5 protein-coding genes and 1 pseudogene are annotated in these 6,809 nt (G+C 73.7%); 3 read left to right on the forward strand and 3 right to left on the reverse strand.

Annotated elements, in window-relative coordinates; genetic code table 11:
• Nucleotides 1–42: 42 nt before the first annotated feature.
• The 3 genes from ABZW30_RS32300 to ABZW30_RS32310 are packed head-to-tail and all read right to left on the reverse strand — an operon-like array spanning nt 43 to nt 3,393.
• Nucleotides 43–1,386: a Y4yA family PLP-dependent enzyme gene (locus ABZW30_RS32300; protein WP_355674767.1), complete on the reverse strand. Its 1,344-nt coding sequence runs from the start codon at nt 1,384–1,386 to the stop codon at nt 43–45.
• Between the two features lie 4 nt (nt 1,387–1,390).
• Nucleotides 1,391–2,404, reverse strand: coding sequence for an ornithine cyclodeaminase family protein (locus ABZW30_RS32305; protein WP_355674768.1), 1,014 nt, complete (start codon nt 2,402–2,404; stop codon nt 1,391–1,393).
• Between the two features lie 5 nt (nt 2,405–2,409).
• Nucleotides 2,410–3,393 (reverse strand): TauD/TfdA family dioxygenase, encoded by a 984-nt coding sequence (locus ABZW30_RS32310; RefSeq protein WP_355674769.1) that lies wholly within the window; start codon nt 3,391–3,393, stop codon nt 2,410–2,412.
• A gap of 379 nt (nt 3,394–3,772) precedes the next feature.
• On the opposite strand from ABZW30_RS32310, the gene ABZW30_RS32315 reads away from it, so the two are divergent.
• From ABZW30_RS32315 to ABZW30_RS32325, 3 genes and pseudogenes are all read left to right on the forward strand, one after another.
• A complete protein-coding gene (locus ABZW30_RS32315) occupies nt 3,773–5,338 on the forward strand; it encodes an ABC transporter substrate-binding protein (RefSeq protein ID WP_355674770.1) in 1,566 nt (521 codons plus the stop codon).
• Nucleotides 5,339–5,424: 86 nt separating this feature from the next.
• Nucleotides 5,425–6,345, forward strand: coding sequence for an ABC transporter permease (locus ABZW30_RS32320; RefSeq protein WP_355674775.1), 921 nt, complete (start codon nt 5,425–5,427; stop codon nt 6,343–6,345).
• Nucleotides 6,342–6,809: pseudogene (locus ABZW30_RS32325) on the forward strand (ABC transporter permease); the annotation flags it as partial. The gene ABZW30_RS32320 and the pseudogene ABZW30_RS32325, both read left to right, overlap by 4 nt.

Here is a 6,809-nt window from a genome sequence, read left to right on the forward strand (position 1 = left end):
GGGACTCCGTGGGGAGGGCGGGCCGGGACGGCGGGGTCGGGGTCAGCGGTCGAGGCGCCAGCGCAGGCGCTCGCCGTCGCGGTCGAGGACGACCTTGGGCGGCAACGGCAGCTCGTGGAAGGGGGATTCGTTGGAGTCCATCTGGTAGCCGGCGGTGTTCGGGTAGATGAGCAGGTCACCGGGGCGCGGGCGGACGGGGAAGCTGATCTTGCGCCGGGTGAGCAGGTCGGAGTCGAGGCAGCTGGCCCCGCCGACGCAGGCGGCGTACGGGCCGCCATCGTCCAAGCCGTGGTCGGCGGGCAAGAGGACCGGTTCGGGCAGGTACTCGCTGTCGAACCACTGCTCGGAGAGGCTGAGGCTGGTGCCGTCCACGGTGACGATGCCGTAGCCGTCCCGCCTGTCCTTGACGCCCTGGACGCGGAACACCGAGGAGCCGGCCCGGTCGAGCAGGGCCCGGCCGGGTTCGAGCAACAGTGCCACCCCGGCCGCTCGCAGCCGTGCGGCGAGGATCGGGCCGCTGCCGCCGGGGCGGGCGGCGAGGATCGAGCGCAGCACGTCCGGGCCTGCGACGGGCGAGTGGTACGGGTAGAAGTCCCGGGCGGTGAAGGCCCGGCCGCCGTGGTAGTGCTCGGGGCCCTGTCCGGCGAGGAAGGCCTCCCAGGCCTCGGCCGGGACGTAGTCCACGGCGAAGCCGCCGCCGATACTGATCCGGTCCGCCTGCAGGCCCAACACCCGGGCTTTGAGGCAGAGTTCGACGAGTTCCCCGGCCAGGTCGGCGCGCGGGCGCACCTCGTAGCCGGACAGGTGGAAGCTGAAGCCCTCCATCCGGACGCGGTCACCGGCCTCCACGCAGCGGCGCAGCGCCTCGTCCAGTTGCACGGCGTCGAGGCCGAACCGGCTGTGCGGCTGGAAGTCGGGGTGGCGGCGCAGCAACACCCGTGCCGGACACGGGAGTTCGAGCGCAAGCAGGCGGTCGAGCTCGTCCGGGGCGTCGACGGCGATCAGTGCGCCGTGCAGCGCGGCGACGCGCAGCAGCCGGTCGGCCTTGGCGGGGCCGGTGACCATCAGGTGTTCGCCGCGGACGCCGGCCGCGAGGGCCTCGGCCAGCTCGCCGTGGCCGGCCACGTCCACCCCGGCGCCGGCCAGAGCGCAGCGCTCGACGAAGACGGTGGCCTTGTTGGCCTTCTTGGCGTAGTACACCCGGCCGCCGACACAGGCCTCCGCGAGGACGGCTTGGAATCCGGCCAGGTTGGCGTCGAAGCGCTCGGGGAGCAGGAAGTGGAACGGGCCGCCGAGGCCGTACGACAGCTCCTGGAGCAGGCCGCTGCCGAGGACGGCGGCGGCGAGTTCGTCCGGATGGGCGGGCAGGGCGGGCAAACGGTTCATCGGCTCAGCTCCACAGCGGGATGGTCGTGCCCAGGCCCTTGGCTGCGGCCACTTCGGCGAGCAGCGCGCCGACGGCGATGTCGGTGACGACCAGTCCGCTGTTGTAGGCCAGGATTCGTTCCTCGGCCGAGCCCCGGCCTGGCACCGATCCGGCGAGGACGTCGGCGAGTTCGGCGTCGGCGGTGCGCAGGGTGCCGTCGGGGAAGGCCATGTCGGTGCCGGTGTCGGCCATCTGGGCGGCGCTGGTGGCGATGATCCGGTCGGCCTGCTGGAAGGTGGAGGGCGCGAGGCCGTACCCGACCAGGACGGCGAGGGCGCCGGGCTTGAGCCAGTCGGCCTCGACGGCGGCCGGGGTGGCGGGCCCGGCGGTGGCGATCACGATGTCGGCCTCGCCGGCGGCGGTGCGCAGCGCGTCGAGGTCAGGGAGGACCTCGACGGAACGTCCCGGCGCGTGGGCGGCGAACTCCCGCAGGACGGCGGCGATGCCGTCCGGGCTGGTGCCGAACAGCAGGAGCCGGTCGAGTTCGGGCAGGGCGGTGACCAGCATCGGCAGCGCCTGGCGGGCGGTGGTGCCGGTGCCGATGAGCAGCGCGGTGCGGGAGTTCGGCGGGGCGCACTCGCGGGCGAGGACGGCGCTGACGGCGGGGGTGCGCAGCGAGCCGATCCGGCCGCAGTCCATCAGGGCGATGGGCGTTCCGGTGCGGTCGTCGTAGAGCGTGAGGGTGGTGAAGTGCCGTAGCTGGGTGCGGTCGTGGTGCGGGTCGTGCCGGTAGGAGGCGCGGATGGCGACGACCTCGCGGGCGCCGTCGCGGCCGAGCATGGCGTAGGAGACGGAGCGCTGGTCGGCGGGCTGGACGGAGAGTTTGCGCGGGTTGACGGAGGTGCCGTCGGCGAGGGCGCGGACGGCGGCGGTCACGGCCTCGATGACATCGGCGGGGGCGAGGTCGAGGGTGGCGAGGTCGGAGCGACCGAGGACGCGCAGGGTCCCGTCGTGGGCGGGTGGCACGAAGGTCTCCATCGGGGTCAGTGGGCTTCGAGGGCGAGCTGTCCGTAGCCGTGCTCGGCCGCTTCGGCGGCGGGGCGGGTGCGGCGCCCGGGGACACGGACGGAGGCGCGCTTGAGCCAGCGGTCGGTGCCGTCGTAGCGGGCCCGGAACGGCACTCGGCCGTGCACGGCGACGTCGTTGTCCACGACGAGTACGTCGCCGGGCTCCAGGCTCACCGCGACGCAGACGCGGGCGAGTTCGGCCTCCAGCCGCCGGTAGGCGGCCCGCCAGGTCTCGTCGGCGTCCTCGACCGGGGTGTAGGCAGGGTCGAACCGCAGGTGGAGGCCGTCCTCGCCCTCGAACAGCGTCGGGACGGGTGCCGGGCGGCCGCCGAACCGCTGTGCCTGCTCGTAGGCGTCGTCCGGCAGGATCGGCGCGACCGGGCGGCTCAGCTCGGCGACGTCCTGCTCGCTGAGTTCGGTGAGGCGGATGCTGGCGGCGGTGGTGGCGATGTTGTCGTGGTTGCGCATGCAGCACAGCAGCAGCAGGTGGGCGCGGCCGGGGTGGAAGGCGTCCTCGGTGTGCGGGGTGAGCAGGACGCTGCTGGAGGCGCCGGTCTGCTCGCTCTCGTGGCCGGGCGAGGGGACGATGTTGTGCACGAATCGCCCGTCCTGCTGGCCGTCCCAGGCGATCGGGGTGCCCATCAGGGCGGAGACCAGGAGCAGGACGACGTCCCAGCGGGCGCCGGCGTCGCCGACGGTGGACCAGTGGCCCGGAGTGGGGCCGAGGTCGGCGTCGTCGAGGGGCAGGCCGCGCAGGACGAACAGGCCGTCGTCGGTGTCGACCGGACGCAGCGCGTGGTGCAGGGCGGGGCTCAGCGCGGCGCAGGCAGCGGGGAGATCGGCGAGCAGGTCGGGGCTGGTGGCGGAGCCGTGGCGGGCGAGCAGCGCATCGGCGGCGGTGGCGAGTTCGGCGACGACGGCGGCGTCGAGCGGGCGGACCGGGGCAGGGCGGGTGGACACGGGAGGCCTTCCATCGGTGGCGTGGGGCAGGCGGCGGCGCGGGCGGCGCGAGGCGGGGTGCCGCGCTGGGGCGGCGAGGGGGAGACGGTGGCCCGGCGGGCGGCTGGCGGCCGAGCGACGACCGAAAAGGTAGCAACCAGCCTTAGGTAAGGCAATCCTTACTTGTGACGTTGGCGCAGTTTCGCCGCCTCCTTCGACTGGGGCGTGGACGGAGGGGCGCTCTGAGACCAGGCTCCGTACGCCCCATGCGAGTTGGGACACGCGCGAACGGAGGGTCCACTTTCGCCATCCTGCGTCCGCAGGGTTGCGCTGACGTGTGATTTTAGGATAGGCAAACCTAAGTCATCGATGCGCCACCAGTGAAACGAGGACGTACGACGTGAGCGTCACCAGACGACAGGTGCTGTGGGCCACCGCCGGAATCGGCGCCGCCGGGGCGCTCGCCGCCTGCAGCAGCGGCAAGTCCGGCTCGGGGCCCGCCGCCGACGCGGCCTCCGGTGCTGCGAACGAGCAGCCCCGCGCCGGTGGCACGCTGAAGGTCGGCGCACTGGGCAAGTTGTCCGCGACCACCCGCGACCCGCACGGCACCCAGGCCAACGAGAGCGACTACCTGATCATCAGTCTGCTCTACGACACCCTGACCGTTCCCGGCGACAAGACCAACACCGCCCCTCGCCTCGCCGCCTCCTGGAAGCCGTCCGAGGACCTCAGGACCTGGCGTTTCACCCTCGCCGACGGCGCCAAGTTCCACGACGGCACCCCCGTCACCGCCGACGACGTCGTCTGGTCGCTCAAGCGCCTGCGCAACACCCCCTCCGGCAAGAGCCGCCTGCCCGGAATCCAGCCCGAGGGCATCAGCGCCGAGGATGCGAGGACCGTCGTCCTGGTCTCCGACTACCCCAACGCCGAACTGCCGCTGCTCACCCGGCTCACCACCTTCGTCCTCAAGAAGGACACCAAGGACGACGCCCTCGCCGGCGCCCCCGGCACCGGCCCGTATCTGCTCGACTGGTACCGCGACGGCAACGCCCGCCTGGTGCGCAACGACGGCTGGTACGGCGGCAAGCCGCTGCTCGACGCCATCGAGGTGCGCATCTTCGAGAGCCCGCAGGCCATGGCCAACGCCCTGCTCGCCGGCCAGATCGACCTCGCCTCCAACGTCGGTGCCGTCGCCGCCCGCACCGCAGCGGCCCGCAAGGACGTCCAGGTGCTGCGCCGCCCCAACGACATGGCGATGCCGATCGTGATGCGCACCGCCGACGGGCCGTTCGCCGACGCCCGCGTCCGCGAGGCGCTCAGGCTCGCCGTCGACCGCGACGCCATGGTCAAGCAGATCCTCTCCGGCTACGGCAGCGTCGCCAACGACATCCTCGGCGCCGGCGACCCCGCCTACGCCAAGGACATCCCGCAGCGGAAGCGCGACCTCGGCAAGGCCAAGCGGCTGCTCGCCGAGGCAGGCTTCGACACCGGCAAGACCTACGATCTGATCACCACCGACGACATCTCCGGCCTCGCCGAGTCCGCCACTCTGTTCGCCACCCAGGTCCGCGAGGCCGGGGTGAAGATCAACGTGGTCAAGCAGGAGTCCAAGGCCTTCTGGGACGCCACCTGGCTCAAGGCCCCGCTGTACACCAGCTACTGGGGCACCAACGACTCGGTGGTCTTCCTCGCTTCCAAGACCATGCTCTCCGACGCCGGCATGAACGAGACCGGCTGGAACGAGGCCTCCTTCGACGAGACCTACCGCAAGGCGATGGGCACCGCCGACGAGGCCGAGCGCACCAAGCTGGTGCACCAGTTGCAGGAGATCGAGTACGCCACGTCCGGCTACCTGCTCTGGGGCATGGCCGACGGCGTCGACCTCGCCGGCTCCGCCGTGCGCGGCCTGCCCAGGCTGCCCGGCTACGGGCGCGTCCAGCTCGAGAAGACCTGGCTGGCGCGTTGACCCCCACCCACTCCGCCGCCGGGGGCGCCGCCGCGTCCCCGGCGGGCCCGCTCGGCGTCTCGGGTCGGCTCGGCGCCCTCGGCCGAGTGGCACTGCTCGCCGCCCGCCGGGTCGGCCTGCTCGCCGTTCTGCTGGCTGTCGTCTTCGCGGCCGTCGAACTCCTGCCCGGCGACGCCGCCGGAGCCACCTCCGACCGCGGCGCGACCGCCGCCGAACTCGCCGCCCGCCGCGCCACGCTCGGGCTCGACCGGCCGCTCCCGGAACGCTTCTGGGACTGGATGACCGGCCTGCCCACCGGCGACCTCGGCACCACCGCGCACGGACAGCCCGTCACCTCCGTGCTGTCCGGGCCCTTCCCCAACACCCTGATGCTCGGCGGCCTCGCCCTCGCCGCCAGCATCCTCGGCGCCCTCGCCCTCGGCGGCTGGGCCGCGCTGCGCCCCGGCGGCCGGGCCGACCGAACCATCGCGGTACTCGCCACCGCGGCCTTCGCGCTGCCCGAATTCGTGCTCTCCGTCGGCCTGTTGCTGCTCTTCTCGCTCTGGACCGGCTGGCTGCCCGCGGTCACCCTCAGCGGCGCCGACGGCACACCGGCCTCCTGGGACATGCTCGTGCTGCCCGCCCTCGCCCTCGCCCTCCCCCAGATCGGGTGGAACACCCGGATCGTCCGCGGCGCCCTCGTCGACCAGGCCGCCCTGCCGCACGTACGGGCCGCCGTCCTCGACGGGCTGCCCCGGCACCGCATCCTCACCCACCACATGCTGCCCGGCGCCCTGCCCGCCATCGCCGTCGCCACCGCGACCTCGGCGGGCATGCTGCTCGGCGGCGCCGTCGTCGTCGAGACGCTCTTCAACTACCCGGGGATCGGCGCGGTCCTTGCCGGGGCCATCGCCGACCGGGACACCCCGCTCGTCGCCGGCGTGGTCGCGGCCACCGGTGCCGCCGTCAGCACCCTGCTGCTGACCGCCGACCTGATCCGGGGACGGGTCCTGGGGGCGCGCACATGAACCGTCGCCGGGTCCTCGTCCGGGCGCTGCCCGCCGTGCTGCTCGTCCTGCTCGCCCTCACCGGCCCGCTGTTCGCCCCGCACGCCATCGACCAGCCCCTCACCGCGCCCTACGGAGCGCCGGACGGCACCGCCGCGCTCGGCGGCGACCAGCTCGGCCGGGACGTCCTCAGCCGCCTGCTGCACGGCGGCGCCCCGCTGATCGCCACAGCGATCGCCGTCGCCGTCCTGGTCACCGGCATCGCCACCGCCCTCGGTATCCTCGCCGCGCTGCGCCCCCGGTTCGGCCGCTGGGTCGAACGGACCGCCGACGTCGCCATCCTGCTGCCCGCCGTTCTCGGCATCATGCTCATCGCCCTCGCCTGGCCCACCGGCGGGCGCCTGCCCGTCGCCGCCGCCGCAACCGTCCTCGGCATCCCCTACGCCACCCGCCTCGTCGCTGCCGCCGCCGCGCCGATCGCCGCC

Origin of the sequence: Kitasatospora sp. NPDC004669 (assembly GCF_040609455.1) — a bacterium.
In the GTDB taxonomy this organism is placed as follows: domain Bacteria; phylum Actinomycetota; class Actinomycetes; order Streptomycetales; family Streptomycetaceae; genus Kitasatospora.